The organism is Stenotrophomonas sp. TWI1183, from assembly GCF_039673115.1.
Classification (GTDB): Bacteria; Pseudomonadota; Gammaproteobacteria; order Xanthomonadales; family Xanthomonadaceae; genus Stenotrophomonas; species Stenotrophomonas maltophilia_AA.
In genome coordinates this window covers 184,782-202,188 of the sequence record NZ_JBDJKZ010000003.1, presented here as the reverse complement: position 1 = coordinate 202,188, position 17,407 = coordinate 184,782, and the positions used below count along the sequence as shown (strand labels likewise).

17 protein-coding genes and 1 tRNA gene are annotated in these 17,407 nt (G+C 67.5%); 14 read left to right on the top strand and 4 right to left on the bottom strand.

The window, feature by feature from the left end:
• Positions 1–7 precede the first annotated feature (7 nt).
• Positions 8–84 (bottom strand) — tRNA-Arg (locus ABE434_RS04925).
• A gap of 145 nt (positions 85–229) precedes the next feature.
• Between ABE434_RS04925 and ABE434_RS04920 the strand changes: the two genes are divergently transcribed.
• The 10 genes from ABE434_RS04920 to ABE434_RS04875 all read left to right on the top strand — a co-directional run bounded on the left by ABE434_RS04920 (position 230) and on the right by ABE434_RS04875 (position 9,402).
• Positions 230–874, top strand: coding sequence for a phosphatase PAP2 family protein (locus ABE434_RS04920; protein ID WP_346478036.1), 645 nt, complete (start codon positions 230–232; stop codon positions 872–874).
• Between the two features lie 183 nt (positions 875–1,057).
• The gene (locus ABE434_RS04915) at positions 1,058–2,590 is read left to right on the top strand and encodes an aldehyde dehydrogenase family protein (protein ID WP_179459102.1); all 1,533 of its coding nucleotides are present in this window, start codon (positions 1,058–1,060) and stop codon (positions 2,588–2,590) included.
• A complete protein-coding gene (locus tag ABE434_RS04910) occupies positions 2,590–3,375 on the top strand; it encodes an SDR family oxidoreductase (protein ID WP_346478035.1) in 786 nt (261 codons plus the stop codon). The genes ABE434_RS04915 and ABE434_RS04910 overlap by 1 nt, the downstream gene beginning before the upstream one ends.
• 50 nt (positions 3,376–3,425) lie before the next feature.
• Positions 3,426–3,710, top strand: a complete 285-nt coding sequence (locus ABE434_RS04905; protein ID WP_346478034.1) for a DUF4190 domain-containing protein — start codon at positions 3,426–3,428, stop codon at positions 3,708–3,710.
• A gap of 7 nt (positions 3,711–3,717) precedes the next feature.
• Positions 3,718–4,488, top strand: a complete 771-nt coding sequence (locus tag ABE434_RS04900) for a class I SAM-dependent methyltransferase (RefSeq protein WP_346478033.1) — start codon at positions 3,718–3,720, stop codon at positions 4,486–4,488.
• Between the two features lie 9 nt (positions 4,489–4,497).
• The gene (locus ABE434_RS04895; RefSeq protein ID WP_346478032.1) at positions 4,498–5,553 is read left to right on the top strand and encodes a quinone-dependent dihydroorotate dehydrogenase; all 1,056 of its coding nucleotides are present in this window, start codon (positions 4,498–4,500) and stop codon (positions 5,551–5,553) included.
• On the top strand, positions 5,550–6,599 hold the full coding sequence (gene murB, locus ABE434_RS04890) for a UDP-N-acetylmuramate dehydrogenase (protein ID WP_346478031.1): 1,050 nt from the start codon (positions 5,550–5,552) through the stop codon (positions 6,597–6,599). Before ABE434_RS04895 ends, murB begins: the two co-directional genes overlap by 4 nt.
• 32 nt (positions 6,600–6,631) lie before the next feature.
• Positions 6,632–7,519 (top strand): DMT family transporter, encoded by an 888-nt coding sequence (locus ABE434_RS04885; protein WP_275135858.1) that lies wholly within the window; start codon positions 6,632–6,634, stop codon positions 7,517–7,519.
• Positions 7,520–7,747: 228 nt separating this feature from the next.
• On the top strand, positions 7,748–8,098 hold the full coding sequence (locus ABE434_RS04880) for a helix-turn-helix transcriptional regulator (RefSeq protein ID WP_346478030.1): 351 nt from the start codon (positions 7,748–7,750) through the stop codon (positions 8,096–8,098).
• Positions 8,095–9,402 (top strand): HipA domain-containing protein, encoded by a 1,308-nt coding sequence (locus ABE434_RS04875; protein WP_346478029.1) that lies wholly within the window; start codon positions 8,095–8,097, stop codon positions 9,400–9,402. Before ABE434_RS04880 ends, ABE434_RS04875 begins: the two co-directional genes overlap by 4 nt.
• 9 nt (positions 9,403–9,411) lie before the next feature.
• Here the strand turns inward: ABE434_RS04875 and ABE434_RS04870 are convergent, their stop codons facing one another.
• Both ABE434_RS04870 and ABE434_RS04865 read right to left on the bottom strand, forming a co-directional pair.
• The gene (locus tag ABE434_RS04870; protein ID WP_346478028.1) at positions 9,412–10,440 is read right to left on the bottom strand and encodes an aminoglycoside phosphotransferase family protein; all 1,029 of its coding nucleotides are present in this window, start codon (positions 10,438–10,440) and stop codon (positions 9,412–9,414) included.
• Positions 10,441–10,566: 126 nt separating this feature from the next.
• The gene (locus ABE434_RS04865; RefSeq protein ID WP_346478027.1) at positions 10,567–11,346 is read right to left on the bottom strand and encodes an NAD(P)H-dependent oxidoreductase; all 780 of its coding nucleotides are present in this window, start codon (positions 11,344–11,346) and stop codon (positions 10,567–10,569) included.
• 83 nt (positions 11,347–11,429) lie between these two features.
• On the opposite strand from ABE434_RS04865, the gene ABE434_RS04860 reads away from it, so the two are divergent.
• The 4 genes from ABE434_RS04860 (at position 11,430) to ABE434_RS04845 (ending at position 16,550) form a co-directional block, all read left to right on the top strand.
• On the top strand, positions 11,430–12,332 hold the full coding sequence (locus tag ABE434_RS04860; RefSeq protein ID WP_346478026.1) for a LysR substrate-binding domain-containing protein: 903 nt from the start codon (positions 11,430–11,432) through the stop codon (positions 12,330–12,332).
• A 97-nt stretch (positions 12,333–12,429) separates the two neighbouring features.
• Positions 12,430–15,549: a discoidin domain-containing protein gene (locus ABE434_RS04855; protein WP_346478025.1), complete on the top strand. Its 3,120-nt coding sequence runs from the start codon at positions 12,430–12,432 to the stop codon at positions 15,547–15,549.
• A 222-nt stretch (positions 15,550–15,771) separates the two neighbouring features.
• Positions 15,772–16,086 carry a metalloregulator ArsR/SmtB family transcription factor gene (locus ABE434_RS04850; RefSeq protein ID WP_346478023.1) on the top strand — a complete coding sequence of 105 codons (315 nt, stop codon included), beginning with the start codon at positions 15,772–15,774 and terminating at the stop codon, positions 16,084–16,086.
• Between the two features lie 2 nt (positions 16,087–16,088).
• Positions 16,089–16,550, top strand: a complete 462-nt coding sequence (locus tag ABE434_RS04845) for an SRPBCC family protein (protein WP_346478022.1) — start codon at positions 16,089–16,091, stop codon at positions 16,548–16,550.
• 87 nt (positions 16,551–16,637) lie between these two features.
• Here the strand turns inward: ABE434_RS04845 and ABE434_RS04840 are convergent, their stop codons facing one another.
• On the bottom strand, positions 16,638–17,273 hold the full coding sequence (locus ABE434_RS04840; protein WP_346478021.1) for an XRE family transcriptional regulator: 636 nt from the start codon (positions 17,271–17,273) through the stop codon (positions 16,638–16,640).
• Positions 17,274–17,407 lie beyond the last annotated feature (134 nt).

The window sequence follows — 17,407 nt, the reverse complement described above, 5'->3', positions numbered from 1 at the left end:
TGATTTTTGGTGACCCCGGCCCGATTCGAACGGGCGACCTTCCCCTTAGGAGGGGGACGCTCTATCCAGCTGAGCTACGGGGCCACGGAGGGCGTAAAGGATACAGGCAAACCGCGCCTTCCTTCCAATCACCCGCGACGCACGCACCACGCATGCCCCGTTACCCGCCACTCATCCCCGGCAGCGGCAACTGCCCTATGCTCCTGTGCCCCCGCGACGAGTGACGTAAATGCATTCCCTGTGGGTCCTGCTGTCCCAACTGGGCGACAGCCGCTGGTTGCTGCCATTGAGCGCGGTGCTGTTGCTCTTCGGCGCCCGGGCGAACCGTGCGCTGCGTATACGATGGGCGTTCGGCCTGGTCGTTGTCGGCGGGCTGTCCCTCGCCTCGAAACTGGCGTTCCTGGGGTGGGGCATCGGCTGGCCGCGCCTGGATTTCACCGGATTCAGCGGCCACGCGACGATGACGGCGGCGGTGTATCCGGTCGTCTTCTACCTGACGCTCCAGGGGCGGGTGCGGTGGCCGCTCGCCGGCGCGGTGCTCGGTGCACTGCTCGCCGCCGCAATCGCTTACTCACGGCTGCCATTGAACGCCCACTCGGTGTCGGAGGTCGTCAGCGGATCGCTGTTGGGCATCGCCGTCAGCGCCATGGCCCTGCGGGCCCGGGATGACACCGCCAGGACGCCACTGCCTGCCATCGCCGCCGCCGTGCTTGGCGCCGCGATGGCCCTGGTGCTCTTGTCGGGCGTGCGGACGCACGATCTGGTGATGCGCCTGGCGACCGGTTTGTCCGGACGCGGCGAGGTGTTTACCCGCGCCAGCGCCTGCAGCCACCCGGCCTCGCACGCGGCGCCTGCCTGCCAGCCGAAGCGCTGATCACCCTGGCGGGGCGAAGGGGGTCAGTGCGACGTCCGCCATACGCCGGGCAATGGAGGCGCCGAGGCCGCTGCACCGCCAGATGAGGCATTGCCCCCCTCTGTTACCATTCGGGGTTCAGCTTGCCGCCCCCCACCCTGCCAGCGGCCAGCGCCTTACAAACGCAACGCAACAGGAGTTTGCATGTCCTCTGACCTGCTCAAGGCCCTCGGCCTCGACGCGACCAACGCTGGCACCTACCTTGGCAACGGCGAGTGGTCCACGGCCACCGATGCCGGTGTGATCACCCCGGTGAACCCGACCACCGGCGAAGCCATCGCCCAGGTCTACGCGACCACCGACGCCGACTACGAAACCATCGTGGCCCGCGCCCAGGAGGCCTTCAAGGTCTGGCGCACCACCCCGGCCCCGCGCCGTGGCGAAGCCGTGCGCCTGTGCGGTAACGCCCTGCGCGCCAACAAGGATGCCCTGGGCTCGCTGGTCGCGCTGGAAATGGGCAAGAGCAAGCCCGAAGGCGATGGCGAAGTGCAGGAGATGATCGACATCGCCGACTTCGCCGTGGGCCAGAGCCGCATGCTCTATGGCTACACCATGCATTCCGAACGCCCGGGCCACCGGATGTACGAGCAGTACCAGCCGCTGGGCCTGGTCGGCATCATCAGTGCGTTCAACTTCCCGGTCGCGGTGTGGGCCTGGAACTCCTTCCTGGCCACGATCTGCGGCGATATCTGCCTGTGGAAGCCGTCCAACAAGACCCCGCTGACCGCGATCGCCTCGATGCGCATCTGCAATGAAGCGCTGCGCGAGGGCGGGTTCCCGGACCTGTTCTTCCTGATCAACGATGCCGGCACCGAGCTGTCGCAGAAGATGGTGGCCGACAAGCGCGTGCCGCTGATCAGCTTCACCGGCTCGACCCAGGTCGGCCGCCAGGTCGCCGAGAAGGTCGCGCATCGCCTCGGCCGCTGCCTGCTGGAGCTGGGTGGCAACAACGCGATCATCCTGGACGAAACCGCCGACCTGAAGCTGGCGGTCCCGGGCATCGTGTTCGGCGCCGTCGGTACCGCCGGCCAGCGCTGCACCACCACGCGCCGCCTGATCGTGCACGAATCCATCCATGACGACGTGCTGGCCACGCTGATCAAGGCGTACAAGCAGGTCGAAGGCAAGATCGGCGATCCGACCGACCCGGCCAACCTGATGGGCCCGCTCAACAGCGAAGGCGCGGTGGAGCAGTTCCTGGCCTCGATCGAGAAGGCCAAGGCCAGCGGCGGCACCGTGCAGACCGGCGGCACCCGCATCGACCGCGCGGGCAACTTCGTGTTGCCGGCCATCGTCACCGGCCTGAAGAACAGCGACGAGGTCGTCCAGCACGAGACCTTCGCCCCGATCCTGTACGTGATGAAGTACAGCACGCTGGACGAAGCGATCGACATGCAGAACGGCGTGCCGCAGGGTCTGTCGTCCTCGATCTTCACCACCAACCTGAAGACCGCCGAGCGCTTCCTCTCGGCAGCGGGGTCGGACTGCGGCATCGCCAACGTCAACATCGGCACCTCGGGTGCGGAGATCGGCGGTGCGTTCGGTGGCGAAAAGGACACCGGCGGTGGTCGTGAGTCCGGCTCGGACGCCTGGAAGGTCTACATGCGCCGCCAGACCAACACCATCAACTACTCCGACTCGCTGCCGCTGGCCCAGGGCATCAAGTTCGACCTGTGATGGATCCGGCGCCCCACCTGCCGGCCGGCCCGCGCCTGGAGTTCACCGGGCGCCGGGTGCTGATCGCCGGGGGCAGCAAGGGCATCGGGCGCGCGATGGCGCTGGCGTTCGCTTCGGCAGGCGCCCGCGTCTCGGTCTGCGCACGCGGTGAGGCCGGTCTGGCCGCGCTGCGTGCGGATGCCGGGGCCCTCGGCCTGGCCGTGCATACGGCCAGTGCCGACCTCTCCCGGATGGACGACATCGGCCGCTGGCTGGCCGATGCCGCGCAGGCCCTCGGCGGCATCGACGTGCTGGTCAACAACGCGACCGGCTACGGCATGACCGACGATGAGGCGGGCTGGGAAGCCAGCTTGAACGTCGATCTGATGTCGGCCGTGCGCGCCTCCCGACTCGCCCTGCCCTGGCTGCAGCAGTCCAGCGATGCCTGCATTCTCAACCTGGCCTCGATCGCCGCCCAGCAGCCGCGCCCGGGTGGCGCGCCGTATGCGGCGGCCAAGGCCGCGCTGATGCACTACACCACCTCGCAGGCCCTGGCCTTGGCGCCGCAGCGCATCCGCGTCAACGCCATCGCCCCGGGCTCGATCGAGTTCGAGGATGGCCTGTGGGCGCGCCGGCGCGAGCAGGACCCGGAGCTGTATCGAAACACCCTGGCGAAGATTCCGTTCGGCCGCTTCGGCGAGCCGGCGGCCATCGCCAACGCCGCGCTGTTCCTGTGCTCGCCGCTGGCGGGCTGGATCACCGGGCATACCTTGAATGTCGATGGTGGCCAGGTCCTGATGGGATAAACCCGCCGCTGGCCCTATCATCGAACCCTCCCACCGCGACCAGGACCTGCATGAGCCTTCCGCCCCGACAAACGAGTGCCATGGCCGTGGTCAGCCTGATCATGGGCATCCTCGGCTGGACCGCCCTGCCCTTCATCGGCAGCATCGCGGCGATCATCACCGGCCACCTGGCCCGTGCCGAGATCCGCCGCCGGCCGCTGGAACTGGAAGGCGACGGCATGGCGCTGGCCGGCCTGATTCTGGGCTGGATCGTGGTGATCGGCAGCCTGCTCGCCCTGGTGGTGGTGCTGTTGTTCTTCGGCGGACTGGCCTGGTTTGCCGCTACCCAATCGTGAGGTGCACATGAGCCGCTCGGATTCGACCGAACGCTTCAGCAGTCGGGTTGCCGACTACGTCCGCTACCGTCCCGACTATCCCCCGGCCTTGCTGGACTGGCTGCACCAGGACATCGGTGTGCCCACCGAAACCCTGGTCGCCGATATCGGCGCCGGCACCGGCATTTCCACCCGGCTGTTCCTGGCCGCCGGCCACCCGGTCATCGCGGTGGAACCGAACGCGGCCATGCGCGAGGCCGCCGAGCAGTTGCTCGCGCCTGACTATCTGCGCCTGAAGGTCGCCGACGGCACCGCCGAGGCCACCGGCCTGGCCGACAACAGCGTTGGCCTGGTTGCCGCAGCGCAGGCCTTCCACTGGTTCGACACCACCGCGGTGCGCCACGAATGGGCGCGCATCCTGCAGCCCGAGGGCATGGCCCTGGTGTTCTGGAACTCGCGCCTGCTCGATGCCTCGCCGTTCCTGATCGGCTACGAGCAGCTGCTGCTGGAGTTCGGCACCGATTACACCGAGGTCGCCGAGCGCTATCAGGACGATGACACCATGCGCGCGTGGTTTGGCGAGGGTCTGCGTGGCATGGCCCGGCTGCCGAATGTGCAGCGCATGGACTACGACGGCCTGCGCGGCCGCCTGCTGTCCTCCTCGTATGCACCGCAGACCGGTCACCCGCGCCACGCGGCAATGCTGGACGCACTGCAACAGCTGTTCGACGCCCACGCGGTGGACGGCCAGATCGCCTTTGAATACCAAACCCGTGCCTTTGTCGGCACGCTGGACTGATTGAACGCCATGTACTCGCTTGCCCGCCCCTTCCTGTTCGCCCTTGATGCAGAACGCGCCCACGGCCTTGGCCTGAGTGCGCTGGACCTGGCCTACCGCACCGGCACCACGCCGCTGATGGGCCGTCGCATCGATCCGCTGCCGACCAACGCGTTCGGAGTGAGTTTCCCGAATCCGGTGGGCCTGGCCGCCGGCCTGGACAAGAACGGCGAGCACATCGATGCGCTGCTGGCCCTGGGCTTCGGCTTCGTCGAGATCGGCACGATCACCCCGCGTCCGCAGGCGGGCAACCCGAAGCCGCGCCTGTTCCGGCTGCCGGAGCACCACGCCATCATCAACCGCATGGGCTTCAACAACCTGGGCGTGGATGCGCTGGTGCGCAATGTCGAACGTGCCAAGCGCCGCACCGGCCTGCTCGGCATCAACATCGGCAAGAACAAGGACACCCCCAACGAGCAGGCGTTCGACGATTACCAGCATTGCCTGCAGAAGGTGTATCCGCTGGCCGACTACATCACCGTCAACATCTCCTCGCCGAACACCGCCGGCCTGCGCGAACTGCAGGAAGAGACCGCGCTGCGCCAGCTGATTTCGCAGCTGCGCGAAAGCCAGGAAAGCCTCGCCGCCAAGCACGGCAAGCGGGTGCCGATGCTGGTCAAGGTCGCCCCGGACCTGAGCGATCGCGACATCGATGCGGCCGCGCGCGTGCTCGGCGAGCTCAAGGTGGACGGCGTGATCGCGACCAACACCACCATCGACCGCAGTGCCGTGGCCGGTGACCCGCGCGCGAACGAAGCCGGTGGCCTGTCCGGTGCACCGCTGCTGGGCCAATCGACCCTGGTGCTGCGCCGCCTGCGCGCGCGCCTGCCCGAGTCGATGCCGTTGATCGGCGTGGGTGGTATTCAATCCGGTGCGGATGCGGTGGCCAAGATGGCCGCCGGCGCCGCGCTGGTGCAGTGTTACAGCGGCCTGATCTTCCGTGGCCCGGAACTGGTGCATGACTGCGTGGAGGCGATCCGTCGCCGCAGAGAGGCGCCCAGCCGCGGCGCGGTGGCACCGCTGTGAACGACGCCATGACCGCCTGGGCCATCACTGAAAACGCCTCGCTGAAGGCGCTCAATACCTTCCATGTCGACGCCACCGCTGCGCAGCTGCTGGAGGTGTTCGATCCGTCCGTGCTGCCCGAGGTGCTGGCCCTGCCACGCGTCGCAGAGCAGCCGCTGCTCGTCCTGGGCAGCGGCAGCAACGTGCTGATCGCCGACAACGTGGCGGGCACCGTGCTGGTGTTCGCCAACCGCGGCATCGAGATCCTGGAGCACCGCGCCGACCACACCATCGTGCGTGCCGGTGCCGGCGTGAACTGGCATGGGCTGGTGATGTGGTCGCTGCAGAACGGGCTGTCCGGGCTGGAAAACCTGGCCCTGATCCCGGGCACCGCCGGCGCCTCCCCGATCCAGAACATCGGCGCCTATGGTGCGCAGGTCGGCGAGTTCATCCAGGCCGTGGATGCCTGGGACCGACACGAAAACGACTGGGTGCGCTTCGATGCGGAAGGCTGCCAGTTCGGCTACCGCGACAGCATCTTCAAGCACGACCCGGACCGTTACCTGATCACCGCGATCGAGCTGCGCCTGCCGCTGCTGCATGGCCTGCGCCTGGGCTATGCCGGGATCGCCGAGGAAATGGAGGCGATGGGCGTTGAACTGCCGGTGGCCGCCGATGTGGCCAACGCGGTGATCAACATCCGCCGCCGCAAGCTGCCGGATCCGGACGTGCTCGGCAATGCGGGCAGCTTCTTCAAGAACCCGATCCTGCCGCTGGAACAGGTGGAGGTGCTGCTGCAGCACTTCCCGGAGCTGCCCGTGTACCCGGCCGACGACGACAGCCGTCGCAAGATCTCCGCGGGCTGGATGATCGAAAGCTGCGGTTGGAAGGGCTATCGCGATGGCGATGCCGGCGTGGCGCCGAGCCATGCGCTGGTGCTGGTCAACCACGGCCAGGCCACCGGCGAAGAACTGCTCGCGCTGGCGCGGCGGATCTCCGCCTCGGTCCTGGAGAAATTCGGCGTGCCGATCGAACCGGAACCCAGGCTGATCGGCGCACAGTGGTGAACCCCGCCCCCGCATTACCGGTGGCCACGCCGTTGCGGGCCGCCCTGCTGATGCTTGGCAGTACGCTGGCCTTCGGCCTGATGGCGATCGCGATCCGCTACGCCACCCGCTACGTGCCGACCCAGGAAGTGGCGTTCTTCCGCAACGCCTTCGGCCTGCTGGCACTGCTGCCGATGCTGATCCGCCCCGGCAGCGCGCCGCTGAAGACACAGCAGCTGCCGCGTTACTTCCTGCGCAGCGCGATCGGGCTGGCCTCGATGCTGTGCGCGTTCTGGGCGATCGGGCACCTGCCGATCTCCCAGGCGATCTCGCTGTCCTATTCGACACCGCTGTTCGTGACCATCGCTGCCGTGCTGTGGCTGGGCGAAACCGTGCGCATGCGCCGCTGGGCGGCGGTGATCATCGGCTTCATCGGCGTGCTGATCATCGTGCGCCCGGGCTCGACCAGCTTCACGCCCGGCACCCTGGTCGCCGTGGGTGCCGCGGTGCTGAGCTCGCTGGTGGCGATCCAGATCAAGCAGCTCACCCGCATCGACAGCGCCGATACGGTGGTGTTCTACACCTATGTGTTCTGGGTGCCGCTGTCGCTGGTGCCGGCGCTGTTCGTCTGGGTCTGGCCGACCGGCCTGGCCTGGGTCTGGCTGGTCGCGACCGGTGTGCTCGGCACGCTGGGCCAGCTGCTGTGGACGCGCGCCCTGCGCCTGGGCGAGGTCTCTGCGTTGACCCCGATCAGCTTCATGCAGCTGCCGCTGGTCAGCCTGCTGGGCTGGCTGTTGTTCAATGAAGCCCTGGACCGCTGGACCGTGATCGGCGCCGGCATCATCCTCGGCGCGAACGCCTATATCGCCCACCGCGAAGCGGTGCTGGCACGGCGGGCGAAATCGCAGGCGGTCACAGCGGCGGCGAAGCCCGGGGAATGAACCGACGCGTCGCCTGGGTGCGCCCCGTCCAGCGTAAATCCACGCCATGCGTGGATGTACTCCGACGGTGATGGTTTCGTTAAGCGTCACATCGGGCGCCTTAAACCTCTAAATTGCCATAACACGCCATTTTCGTCACTTTGTTGAAATACATTTTATACATCGTAACTAGCCACACTTGACGCCTTATCGCCATAGTGCGATATAAAGCGTCAGGAGGGTCACTTTATGACGATCACACATCTGATGACGGACGAGGCTGTTCTGGCTGAGCTGGGGCAACGTCTAGCCCGCGTGCGGCTCTCGCAAGGCATCACCCAGGAGCAGCTGGCCGATGCTGCGGGCGTCTCCAAACGCACCGTGCAGCGGCTGGAAGACGGTACGCCCGCCCAGCTGGCCAACCTGATCCGATGCCTGCGCGCCCTCGGCAGGCTGGATGCGCTGGACGTGATGCTGCCCAGCGACGGCCCCAATCCGATCGATCTGCTGGAGCGCCGCGGCCACCCACGCCAGCGCGCGCGACCGGGGGTGGCAGAAGCCGCCCCGGCCAAGCCTTGGACCTGGGGCGATGAGCAATGAGCACCACGGCCGAGGTGCGCCTGTGGGGCAGCCGGATCGGCGCGGTGACGCTGGCCGACGGCGAGCGGATCGCACAATTTGCCTACGACCCGGCATTCGCACGTTCCAGCATTGAGGTCGCCCCGCTGACCATGCCGCTCGCGGCGGATCGGATCTACGGTTTCCCCTCCCTCAACCCGGCAGGCTTCCATGGCTTGCCCGGCCTGCTCGCCGACGCCCTGCCGGACAAGTACGGCAATACCCTGATCAATGCGTGGCTGGCCACCCAGGGCCGCACGCCGGACAGCTTCAATGCGGTGGAGCGGCTGTGCTATACCGGCACGCGCGGTATGGGGGCGCTGGAATTCTCCCCTGTGCATGGTCCGCGCGTCCGCACGGCACACAAAATTCAGATCGATGCCTTGGTTGCGCTGGCCACCGAGGTCCTGAGCAATCGCGACAACCTGCGTGCCTCGTTCGGCGATGAAGAACGCGCCGATGCGCTGCGCGACATTCTGCGCGTGGGCACCTCGGCCGGTGGCGCACGCGCCAAAGCCGTGATCGCCTGGAACGAAGCCACCGGCGAAGCCCGATCGGGCCAGGCCGCGGCGGCGCCAGGCTTCAGTTACTGGCTGCTAAAGTTCGATGGCGTCCAGAACAACCGCGACAAGGAACTGGCTGATCCCAAGGGCTACGGCGTGGTCGAGTACGCCTACGCGCTGATGGCGCGTGACGCGGGCATCCAGATCAGCGAGTGCCGACTGCTGGAGGAAGGCGGCCGCCGCCACTTCATGACCCAACGCTTCGACCGCACCGATGCAGGCGGCAAGCGCCATATGCAGTCGTTGGCGGCGATGGCCCACTTCGACTTCAATAACCCCACTGCCTACTCCTACGAGCAGGCCTTGCTGGTCATGCGCCAGTTGCGCCTGCCGATGGCGCAGCTGGAGGAACAGTTCCGGCGGATGGTGTTCAACGTGATCGCACGCAATCAGGACGACCACGTCAAGAACATCGCCTACCTGATGGACCGGCAAGGCCAGTGGTCGCTGTCACCTGCGTTCGACATCACCTGGGCGTACAACCCGGACGGCGACTGGACAGCGCGGCACCAGATGTCGATCAACGCCAAGCGCGAGGGTTTCGACGTGGCCGACCTGGCCGCCTGTGCCGCGACCGCCTCGATCAATGCCCGCCGCGCCCGGGACATCATCGAGCAGGTCCGGCACAGCGTGCTGCGCTGGCCCCGGTTTGCCGACGAGGCCGGCGTCGCCGAGCACTGGCGCGATCAGATCCGCGGCAGCCTGCGTACGGACATTCGCTGACGTGCAGCCTCAGCCCTGCGCAACCTGCCACGCACGGGTCGCGCAGTCGGCCACGTTGCCGGGCGCGAACTGCTCGGCCATGTAGCGCAGCGCCTGGCGCCGCTGTGCAGGCGGGCGTGCCGTAGCGCCGGGTTCCAGCAGGAGATCGTGGAACTCCTGCAGGTCCTGCAGAATCCGCCAGTGGCGGGAGTACGCCACCCACAGCGGATCCGCCTCGACCGGGCCGTAGCCCTCGGCGAACCCCGGCGGCTGCTCACGCCCCCAGCGCCCGCCGATGCCGGCGCCGATGAACATCAGGTCGCGCTCGCGCGGGGCCAGCACCATCTCGTCCCAATCGATCAGATGGATGCCCTCATCTGGCCCGACCAGCACATTGCCCGCGTGCAGATCGGCGTGGCAGAGCACGCGGCGGGGGCGACCGTCGCCGATGCGCGCGCGCAGCGCGCCGCAGCGCTGCCAGATCGCCTCGATGCGCTGACGGTGCCGGCACCACAGGGCCAGATACTCCTCGCCCAATGCATCGCGCACCGGTATCCGCGCGTCGGCGCGCTGCAGCCATGCGCCGACGCGCTCCACAGCGGTGTCGTCGTCGAATCCAGGGCAACGCAGACGCACGGACAGCGCCTCCGGCAACCGCACATCGTGAACCTGGCGCAGCACGCGCCCGAACCGTTCCCAGTGCCCACGCGACAGCGCCTCCTCGAACCCGGAGAACGCATCGACATAGGGAAACAGCGTCCACTGCAGGCCCGCCCAGGTTGCCGCCGCCGCACCGTCGCGGGCCGGCAGCGGCGCGATGATCTCGCGCAGTCCCAGATGATCACGCAGATGGTGCACCACGTCCCACACCACGGCATCCACCGCGTAACGCCGGCACTTCAGCCACCAGCGCATGCCATCAGGCCCACCCACCTGGTACACGGTCGCACCCGCGTCGGCGCCACAGGCGCGCTGCACTACCGCGGTGGCTCGTACGCCGTAGGCCTCCCCCAGCACCTGGGTGATCTGCGCCGAGGACAACTCTTGTGGATGGAGCATCAATCCAACGCATGTAATGGATACGCATCGACTATCGCAGATCGATACCCTGCAGCGCAGCGCAGTCCATCACGAAAGCGGCCACACACTGCTTGCGTGGTCGCGCGGGCCAACATCGCGGTGAATTCAGCCGATGATGTGGATGCCCGCTCCGGTTTCACCCGGCGCCAGCTCCGGCCGCAACTGCAACGCAGGAATCTCATAGTCGCCCCCATTCTGGCGGCGGTACGCGATCGGGGCATCCGTCGCCAGGCCATCCAGCCGCGTACCCAGGTCCTCCAGCAGCGTCGGGAACGATGCGTCGTCGACGCGGCCGGTGCGGTAGATCACATGCGGCGGCAGCACCTCGAAGCCGGGATAGAACAGGATGCCGTGCTGGATCGGAAACAGGACATCCTCGATCGAACCGTTGATGCCGCGCGGTGCGTAGTGCGACGCCCAGCCACCTGTGGTGACCACCAGCATCGCCCGCTTGCCGCTCATGGTGCCCTCGCCGTAGCGGTCGCCCCAGTGACGGTCCGAGTGCTCGCCCACCCCATACGCGAACCCATAGGCGTACACCCGGTCGACCCAGCCCTTGAGGATCGCCGGCATCGAGAACCACCACAGCGGAAACTGCAGGATGACCGTATCGGCCCAGCGCAGTTTGTCCTGCTCGGCCGCGATGTCCGCGCTCTGCGCGCCATTGGCGTACGCCTGCCGCGAGTCCAGCGAGGCATGGAACGGGGCCGACGGATCGCGGCCCGGATGGTCGGCCGCATCGACCTGTGATTTCCACTGCATGGCATACAGATCGGAGACCTGCACGGTGTGGCCGGCCTGTTGCAGGCGTTCGACGGTGAAGGTTTTCAGCGAGCCACTGAGCGAAGTCGGTTCGGGGTGGGCGTAGACGATCAGGACGTTCATGGCAGTTCCACGGAGGAGATACCGCTACGGTAGAGAGGGCGAGGCTATAGTAGAAATGCATTCCCGCAATCGCTGACATTGCCATGGACAATACCCTGCGTCGCATCGACCTCAACCTGCTGGTGACCCTGCAGGCCCTGCTGGACGAGCAGAACGTCACCCGCGCCGCCGCGCGCCTGCATCTGGCGCAGCCCACGGTGAGCGTGCAGCTGGGGCGGCTGCGTGATCTGTTCGAGGATCCGCTGCTGCTGCCCGGCCCGCGCGGCATGCGGACCACGGCGCGCGCCGAGGCCCTGCGCGCGCCATTGGCCGACGCGCTGGCCGCCGTGGAGCGCGCGGTGGCGCCGACCCGGGCGTTCGACCCGGCGCAGGCCCGCAACACCTGGCAGGTGATGGCCTCCGACTACGGCGAGTCCACCGTGCTGCTGCCGGCCCTGCCCGGCCTGCGTCGCGCCGCACCGGGCACGCGCCTGGCCGTGGTCGAACTCGCACCGCGGCGCATGGTGGAGCAGGCCGAGCGTGGCGATATCGACCTGGCGTTCCACATCGCGTCCGATGCGCCACCCGCCCTGCACCACCGCCCACTGTTCACCGAACGCTACGTACTGGCTGGCCGCGCCGGTCATCCAAAATTGAAGCGTCGCCCCACCCTGGCCCAGTTCTGCGCGCTCGAGCATGTCATCGTCTCGCCGATGGGCGGCGGCTTCCACGGCGTCACCGACGAGGCACTCGCCCGGGTGGGTGCACAGCGCAGGGTGGCCTTGTCAGTGCCGCACTTCCTGTACCTGCGCAGTGTGATCAGCCGGACCGACATGGTCGCGATGGTGCCCGCGCGGCTGGTCGCCGATGACCCGTCACTGCGTGTAGTGGACGCGCCGATCGACGTGCCCGGCTACCAGATGGTGATGCTGTGGCACGAGCGCGTGCACCGCGATCCGGCGCATCGCTGGCTGCGGGACCAGATCGCCCAAGCGGTCAAGGGATGATCCGGCGCATATTGCGACGCGTCATGTAAACGATTACATCCCCTGCTAGCGTGTCCCCACCCCGCCGTCGGGGTCGTTTCAGATCAGGAGCACGTTGATGGGGCTGCAGGCTGACCGTTCGACCGTCGTGCACCGACCGCGCCGCATCATGGCCGGCAGCGTGCTCTTCTCCGCCCTCGCGCTGAGCCTCACCGCGGCCGCCCAGGACCTGCCACCCCGCAGCCAGTGGCAGGCCAGCAGTTCCTCCCAGCAGGTGCCGGCGATGGCGGTCGGGCATCTGATCGACGGCGACCCGAAAACAGTCACCGGCGGCGCCTTCAGCCCGGGCCACTGGTTCCAGGTGGACCTGGGCAGGCCGAGCACGCTCAGCGGCGCGCAGATCACCTGGGACGTCTCCAATCCGGAGGGGTACACCCTTCAGACCTCGCTGGACGGCCAACAATGGCAGCCGGCCTACACCATGCGCGATTCGCTCGGCGGTATCGAGACGCTGTTCTTTGCGCCGCGCAACGCCCGCTATCTGCGCCTGGCCAGCCCGGCGCGCACCTCGGACTGGGGCGTGTCGATCTTCGAGCTGGCGCCCTTGGATTCCACGACGAGCGCGCGCGTGTCCGGCGTGGATGCGACCCAGGCCGCGGCGCTGTGGCAGGGTGGCAGTGCCATCGCCGTTCCGCGCGGCAAGGACGGTACGCATACGCTCGAGATCGCGTTGCCGCGTGCCGTCTCCACCACCGGCCTGTCCGTGGAGTGGAACGGTGAGCACGGTGCCGCACGGCTGCAGGCACGCGATGCGCAGGGCCGCTGGATGGACCTCGCACGCGATCCGCAGGCCGGTACACGGCAGCAGAGTTGGTTGGCGGGCACTGCTGCTGTGACCGCCACCGCGCTGCGGCTGACGGTGGACGGTGATGCCCCCCGGGTCGAGCGCCTGCGCCTGCTCGGCCCCAAGGCAGTGATGACGCCGATGAAGCGCTACCAGATCGCCGCCAGTGGCGCGCAGCGCGCGTTGTTCCCGGCCTCGCTGCACATGCAGCAGACCTACTGGACCGCGGTCGGCATCCATGCCGGCCGACAGAAATCGATCTTCGACGAGTACGGCAACATCGAAGCCTTCAAGGGCGCGCCGCTGGTGCAGCCGATCTGGCGCAACGCGGACGGTGTTGCCGCAGGTGCCGCCGACCAGCCGGTGCAGCACGCGCTGCGCGATGGCTGGAAGCCGATGCCCTCGGCGACGTGGTCGCCCCAACCCGGGCTGGAACTGCAGAGCGAGGCGTTCGCGGTCGAGCTGGGGGGACAGCCGGTCACCTTCGTGCGCCATCGACTGCGCAACACCGGCAGCGCCCCTCTCGAGGGCACCCTGACACTGGCGGTACGGCCGATGCAGATGAATCCACCGTGGCAGAATGGCGGCCTCTCGCCGATCCGCGAGGTGGCCGTGGAAGGTCGGCAGGTGCGCATCAACGGGCGTGCCCTGCTGCAGTCGCTGACCCCGATCGATGCCGCGGGTGCGGCGCCGTTCGGCACGGAGGGCAGTTCCGAGATCACCGCGGCCATCGCCAGCGGTACCTTGCCCGCGGCCACGCAGGCACGCGATGCCGAGGGTCTCGCGTCCGCGGCGCTGGCCTACCGCGTGCAGCTCGCGCCGGGTGCCAGCCGCTCGGTGGTGGTCGCCTTCCTGCTGGGCACCGCCGCTTCGGCCCAGGACGGTTCGCTGCCGGATGCACCGCCACTGGCGCTGTCTGGCATCCCGCGTGCACCCGATGCGGCGTACGACGCACTCGCCAAGCGGGCATCCGACGACTGGCAGGCACGCCTGGGCCAGGTCGGCCTGCGCCTGCCCGATCCCTCGCTGGTGGACATGCTGCGCGCGCAGGCGGCGTACATGCTGATCAACCAGACCGGCCCGGCCATGCAGCCCGGCCCGCGCAACTACAACCGCTCCTTCATCCGCGACGGCATGGCCACCTCCGCGGTGCTGCTGCGCATGGGCGAATCCAGGGTCGCGCGCGATTACCTGGCCTGGTACAGCGAGCACGGCGTGCATGCCAACGGCCTGGTCTCGCCGATCCTCAACGACGACGGCAGCGTCAACACCGGCTTCGGCTCGGACATCGAGTACGACAGCCAGGGGCAGTACATCAGCCTGGTTGCCGATGTCGCGCGCCTGGATGGCGGACCGGACTCGGTACGCGCCTATCTGCCCAAGGTGAAAGCCGCGATGCGCTTCCTGCAGGAACTGCGCGAGCGCACGCTGGTGCCCGGCTACATGGCCAGCCAGCCCTCCCCGGAACGCTTCGCCGGCATCCTGGCGCCATCGATCAGCCACGAGGGCTACCCTTCGCCCACGCACAGCTACTGGGACGACTACTGGGGCCTGAAGGGGTGGCATGACGGCGCGTGGCTGGCCGAGTCGCTGGGCGATCATGAAACCGCCGCGTGGGCGCGCGAACAGTACACCGCCCTGCACGATGCACTGGCCGCCTCGATCCGCGCCACGATGGCGTGGAAGGGCATCGACTTCATTCCTTCTTCGGCCGACCTTGGCGATGGTGATCCGACCGGCGTGTCGATCGCGCTCGATCCCACCGGCGCACAGGATGTGTTGCCGGCCGAGGCGCTGCGCACCACGTTCGCCCGCTATCTGGACGATGTCCGCAAGCGCGGCGAGCCGGGCGCGTTGTATGCCTATACCCCGTACGAAATCCGCAACGTGCTGAGCTATGTGCATCTGGACCAGCCCGAGGCCGCCGACGAACTGCTGCAGGGCCTGCTGCATGACCGCCGCCCGCTGGAGTGGCAGGTGCTCGCCGAGGTGGTCCATTCGCGGCTGCGCTTCCCGCGTTATCTCGGCGACATGCCACATACCTGGATCGGCGCCGAATACGGACGCACGCTGTTCGGGATGCTGATGCGCGAAGACGATGACGCGCTGTCGCTGCTGCCAGGCACCCCGCCCTCGTGGGTGGCCGGCGACGGGCTGGCGGTGGATCGCCTGCCGACCGCCTACGGCATCCTGGCCCTGCAGGCGCGGCAGCGCGACGGCACGCTGCAGGTAACGCTGGGCAAGGGGCTGCGCGCGGACACCGCGGTCCGTGTGTGGTGGCCGAGCCGTACGCGCCCGACCTCGGTCCGGGTGGATGGCCGCGTCGTGAGTGACTACGACGCGCGCGGGGTGCTGCTGAAGCAGCCGTTCCGCCGGCTGGAGGCGACGTGGTGAGACCGACTCCGCCGGCATGGCGATGCTCTGTCGGCCGATGAAGGGCTAGAACCCGGTCAGCCCTGCCGGTCGACGGGACGACGCAAGCCTTGGTCCGGTCGTGGCGGTGCCTGGCATGACCGGCATTGACATGCAGGTATTTACCTGCATATCATCGGATCGTCGACGGGCGCCATCACATGCACAGGGCGTTACCTGGATCACGAGCAGCGAGAAACGCGGATGGATGCAGACAAGGTATTCAAGGCGCTGGGCGATCCAACCCGCAGGGCGCTGCTGGATGCGCTCTGCCAGACCAACGGGCAGTCGCTGGGGCAGCTCTGCGCGCACCTGCAGATGACACGGCAATCGGTCACCCAGCACCTGGGACTGCTGGAAGACGCCAACCTGATCAGCACCGTCAGGCGCGGCCGCGAGAAGCTGCACTTCATCAACCCCGTGCCCCTGCACGAGGTTTACGAGCGGTGGGTACGCAAGTTCGAGCACCAACGGCTGAGCCTGCTGCATGACCTGAAAAAAGAACTCGAAGGAGAATGATGATGTCCACGGTGTCTACCTGCTTCATCCACGTGATCTATATCGCCTCCAGCGCCGAAAGCGTATTCGAGGCCATCACCCGGCCAGAGATCGCCCGCACCTATTGGGGCCATGAGAACGTATCGGACTGGCAGCCCGGTTCACCCTGGCAGCACGTCCGTGCCGACGCGGCAAGGAAGGTCGAGCTGGTCGGCGAGGTGGTCGAAAGCACCCCGCCCTCGCGCCTGGTCATCAGTTGGGCCGCCGCGTCGCAGGCCGATGACGCGCAGGCCTACAGCCGGGTGACGTTCGATATCGTGCCGTATGACGGCATGGTCCGGCTCACCGTGACCCATGACCAGCTCGAGCCGGGCAGCGGCATGGACACCGGCATCCGGCAGGGCTGGCCGCTTGTCCTGTCCAGCCTCAAATCCCTTCTGGAAACCGGCAAGGGCATGGACGTCTTCGCCAGGCCGCTGGGCTGAGCAGGGCGGGAAGATCACAGAAAAGGGCGCCTTGGGCGCCCTTTTCATTCAACACATCTCGCTCGACCGCTGTACGCGACAACGCGCTCAGACGCTCCCCTCATGCTCATGCAGGGTGATCAGCGATTCCATCAGGTCTTCGTCCGCACTCGCGCACACGGCCAGCAGCACCGCTTCCTCGCAGCCGGCATCGACGATGTAGGCGTGCCCCATCTGGCTGTCGATGTAGATGCCCTGCCCGGTCTCCAGCACCACCGGATCGTAGAACTCGGTGTGGACCTGGATGCGGCCTTCCATCACGTGCACGTACTCCTCGCCCGGGTGGCGGACCAGGTCGCCGAACTCGGCGGTGGTCTTGGCCCGCACCTTGGTCAGGATCGGGATCATGCGCTTGCGGCGCAGTTCGGTGCATAGATAGTAGTAATCGTAGTTGTCGGTCTGGACCCGCAGCGCCTTGTCGAGCGAGCCGAGGCTGCGCCGTGCGGTGACCGGCTTCGGCGCGCTGTCGGCGTCGGGCTCGGAGAACAGATCGGACATGCGCAGGTTCAGGCGCTGCGCCAGGTGCTGGAGCTTGTCGTAGGTCAAGGTCAGGCGGTCATGCTCGATCTTGGACAGCGTGGACAGGGGAATTTCGGTGTGCTCGCTCATTTCCTTGAGCGTCCAACCCTGGCGCGTGCGCAGACCGCGCAGCAGGGTTCCGAGCGTCGGGCTTTTGGGGCTCATCGACAGGACCTTTGGGCTATTGCTGGTGAAGTTGCCGATACGATACTACGTAGAGATGAATGCCATCCTGATCAGGATGGTTTCTTGTCGCGTTCGCCTCATATGGCGCCTCTCAACGCCGTGTAATCGTTCTC

Bases quoted from the DNA above. Each gene is read 5' to 3' on its own strand.
- ABE434_RS04840 (WP_346478021.1), bottom strand. From the start codon at position 17,273: ATGAGCCCCAAAAGCCCGACGCTCGGAACCCTGCTGCGCGGTCTGCGC.
- ABE434_RS04905 (WP_346478034.1), top strand. From the start codon at position 3,426: ATGAGCCTTCCGCCCCGACAAACGAGTGCCATGGCCGTGGTCAGCCTG.
- ABE434_RS04850 (WP_346478023.1), top strand. From the start codon at position 15,772: ATGGATGCAGACAAGGTATTCAAGGCGCTGGGCGATCCAACCCGCAGG.
- ABE434_RS04910 (WP_346478035.1), top strand. From the start codon at position 2,590: ATGGATCCGGCGCCCCACCTGCCGGCCGGCCCGCGCCTGGAGTTCACC.
- ABE434_RS04870 (WP_346478028.1), bottom strand. From the start codon at position 10,440: ATGCTCCATCCACAAGAGTTGTCCTCGGCGCAGATCACCCAGGTGCTG.
- ABE434_RS04860 (WP_346478026.1), top strand. From the start codon at position 11,430: ATGGACAATACCCTGCGTCGCATCGACCTCAACCTGCTGGTGACCCTG.
- ABE434_RS04920 (WP_346478036.1), top strand. From the start codon at position 230: ATGCATTCCCTGTGGGTCCTGCTGTCCCAACTGGGCGACAGCCGCTGG.
- ABE434_RS04845 (WP_346478022.1), top strand. From the start codon at position 16,089: ATGTCCACGGTGTCTACCTGCTTCATCCACGTGATCTATATCGCCTCC.
- ABE434_RS04875 (WP_346478029.1), top strand. From the start codon at position 8,095: ATGAGCACCACGGCCGAGGTGCGCCTGTGGGGCAGCCGGATCGGCGCG.
- ABE434_RS04865 (WP_346478027.1), bottom strand. From the start codon at position 11,346: ATGAACGTCCTGATCGTCTACGCCCACCCCGAACCGACTTCGCTCAGT.
- ABE434_RS04855 (WP_346478025.1), top strand. From the start codon at position 12,430: ATGGGGCTGCAGGCTGACCGTTCGACCGTCGTGCACCGACCGCGCCGC.
- ABE434_RS04880 (WP_346478030.1), top strand. From the start codon at position 7,748: ATGACGATCACACATCTGATGACGGACGAGGCTGTTCTGGCTGAGCTG.
- ABE434_RS04895 (WP_346478032.1), top strand. From the start codon at position 4,498: ATGTACTCGCTTGCCCGCCCCTTCCTGTTCGCCCTTGATGCAGAACGC.
- ABE434_RS04915 (WP_179459102.1), top strand. From the start codon at position 1,058: ATGTCCTCTGACCTGCTCAAGGCCCTCGGCCTCGACGCGACCAACGCT.
- ABE434_RS04900 (WP_346478033.1), top strand. From the start codon at position 3,718: ATGAGCCGCTCGGATTCGACCGAACGCTTCAGCAGTCGGGTTGCCGAC.